Source organism: Nocardia farcinica (assembly GCF_029867845.1).
In the GTDB taxonomy this organism is placed as follows: Bacteria; Actinomycetota; Actinomycetes; order Mycobacteriales; family Mycobacteriaceae; genus Nocardia; species Nocardia farcinica_A.
Map to the genome: position 1 here is coordinate 1 of NZ_JARWRU010001028.1, position 2,552 is coordinate 2,552.

Annotated in this window: 3 protein-coding genes; all 3 read left to right on the plus strand. The window is 72.9% G+C overall.

Annotated features, from left to right (window positions below):
• Nucleotides 1-65 precede the first annotated feature (65 nt).
• Nucleotides 66-899: a PspA/IM30 family protein gene (locus QH283_RS22810; RefSeq protein WP_280504993.1), complete on the plus strand. Its 834-nt coding sequence runs from the start codon at nucleotides 66-68 to the stop codon at nucleotides 897-899.
• Nucleotides 900-1,252: 353 nt separating this feature from the next.
• Entirely contained in the window at nucleotides 1,253-2,110 is an 858-nt protein-coding gene (pspM, locus tag QH283_RS22815) for a phage shock envelope stress response protein PspM (RefSeq protein ID WP_280504994.1), read from the plus strand.
• 149 nt (nucleotides 2,111-2,259) lie between these two features.
• Nucleotides 2,260-2,433 (plus strand): hypothetical protein, encoded by a 174-nt coding sequence (locus QH283_RS22820; protein ID WP_280504995.1) that lies wholly within the window; start codon nucleotides 2,260-2,262, stop codon nucleotides 2,431-2,433.
• Nucleotides 2,434-2,552: the final 119 nt, after the last annotated feature.

Genomic DNA, 2,552 nt, shown 5'->3' on the forward strand with positions numbered 1-2,552 from the left:
GGGGCGGGTGGTCCGCGCCCCCGGGCCGCAGCAAGCGGTACATCAGATGGAGGCGGGATCAATCGATGGCTAATCCGTTCGTCAAGGCCTGGAAATACCTGATGGCCCTCTTCGATTCCAAGATCGAAGAGCACGCGGACCCCAAGGTTCAGATCCAGCAGGCTATCGAGGAAGCCCAGCGTCAACACCAGGCTCTCTCGCAGCAGGCCGCATCGGTCATCGGCAACCAGCGTCAGCTGGAGATGAAGCTCAACCGTCAGCTCGACGAGGTGGAGAAGCTCAACGCCAACGCCAGGCAGGCCGTCATGCTGGCCGACCAGGCGGCCGCCGCGGGCGACACCGAGAAGTCGATCCAGTACACCAACGCCGCCGAGGCCTTCGCCGCCCAGCTGGTCACCGCCGAGCAGGCCGTCGAGGATCTGAAGGTGCTGCACGACCAGTCGCTGCAGGCCGCCGCCCAGGCCAAGAAGGCGGTCGAGCAGAACGCGATGCTGTTGCAGCAGAAGGTCGCCGAGCGCACCAAGCTGCTCAGCCAGCTCGAGCAGGCCAAGATGCAGGAGCAGGTCTCGGCCTCGCTGCAGCAGATGGACTCCACCCTGTCCGCGCCGGGCAGCACCCCGAGCCTGGACGCCGTACGCGAGAAGATCGAGCGCCGCTACGCCAACGCGCTCGGCGCCGCCGAACTGGCCCAGAACTCCGTGCAGGGCCGCATGATGGAAGTGCAGCAGGCCAGCGTGCAGATGGCGGGCCACAGCAGGCTCGAGCAGATCCGCGCCTCCATGCGCGGCGACCAGCTGCCCGCGGGCGGCGCCGACGCGCTGAACCCCGCGCAGCGCAACCCGGCGCAGGCCGACCCGGCCCAGCCGCAGATGAACAAGGGGCAGACCGCCCAGCAGTAGAACCGCGATCAGGTGAGCCGACGGTGCACTGTTCGCGACACGTGTGAAGGACGCGCATGAGCCGCAAGCGAATTCGGGTCGGACGCTCCCCGGCCGGGTACGCGCACGCACCGTACGGCACGCCGCCGCAGGCCACCGCGGCGCAACAGGCGACGACGGCACAGCACACCGCTACCGCACAGCGGGCGGCCGTGCCGGCGCCTCCGCCGCCCCGGGGGATGCCGCCACACCCGGCGAGCAGGCCCCCCGCGCCTGCGCGGAGTGCGGCTGGGCCCTCTCGCGACGCGGCTGGGCCCTCTCCCGACGCAGCTGCACCCTCTCCCGACGCAGCTGCACCCTCAGACGGCGCAGCCGTGGGAGCGGCGGCCTCGTCGGCGCCGACGCCGGGCCCCTACCAGACGGCCTCTTTCGCCTCCCCGCTGCCGACCGCCCTGCCCGACACCCTGCGCGACGTGGGTGAGCAGGCCCTCGGCGCGGTCCGCCGCTGGGCCGATCCACGCGAACGCGAACTGCGCAAGCGCCGCCGGGCCCGCAGGCGCGGCGTGCGCCTCGGCACCGTCTCCGGCATCACCACCGTGGGCCTGGTCGGTCTGGTGGTCGTCTCCGCGCCCGCCTGGGCGGTCGTCGCGCTCGGCGGCGGCGTGGTGGTCGCGGCCACCGGCGCCGCCTACAACACCCGCCGCTACCTGCAGATGCGCAACGTCCCGTTGCCGCCGCCGCGTTTCCAGCCGCGCAGACAGCCCCCGCTGCGTTCGGCCGCCCGCGCCCCGATCGCCCGGCTGGTCAGGGCCGAGCGGGTGATGCACGGCCTCATCACGCAGATCGCGGCGGGGCGCAGGCTCCCGGCCGAGGAACTGACCGAGATGGCCGACACCGCCGCGGCGGGCGCCGCCGCCCTGCACGCGCTGGCCGCCGATATCGTGCAGATGGAGCAGGCGCTCGCGGTGCTCGGCCAGGCGAGCCCCGACAGCGCCGCGGTCATGGCCGAGACAGTGCGCGGCGCGCTGGCCCGCCTCGACAGCGGTATCGCCGAGTACGAGCGGCTGGTCGCCGCGGCGGGCCAGGTGCTCGCCGTCCCGGAGAGTTCGGTGATCGACTACCGGTTCGAGGGCATCGTCGCCGATCTGCGCGACGCCGCCGACCGCCTCGACGGCTGGGCCCAGGCGCTGGCCGAGATGGCCGACCGGCAGGCCGGCCGCATCCGGGGCTGACCCCTCCCGGCGTGCGCCCGGCCTGGGGGTGAACCCTGATTTCCACCCCGATTTCGGCTCTGACCTGCTGATCTGCGGCCGGTTCGGTGTCAGGCTCGAGGTGTCGGATCGTCGGACGACGGTCCGCGGAGACCTCAGGGAGGCTGCACATGTTGTGGAAGATCATCGGGATCGTGGCGATCGTCTGGATCGCCCTGGCGATCATCGGCGCACTGCTGGAAGGGCTGTTCCCGGTCCTGGTGCTCGGCGCCCTCGTCTTCGGCGCCTACCTGTTGTTCAAGGCGGTGGCGCGCAGCGACAGCGACACCGTCGGCAAGCTCTGACTGCCCCGACTCGTCGACGCAGACCCAACCGGCCCGGGGGGGCCCCCGCCGGGGGGGGGGGGCCCCCCCCCCCCCCCGGCGCACGGCGGGCCCCCGAGCGGGGCGGGCCCCCCCCCCCG

Bases quoted from the DNA above. Each gene is read 5' to 3' on its own strand.
- QH283_RS22810 (WP_280504993.1), top strand. From the start codon at position 66: ATGGCTAATCCGTTCGTCAAGGCCTGGAAATACCTGATGGCCCTCTTC.
- QH283_RS22820 (WP_280504995.1), top strand. From the start codon at position 2,260: ATGTTGTGGAAGATCATCGGGATCGTGGCGATCGTCTGGATCGCCCTG.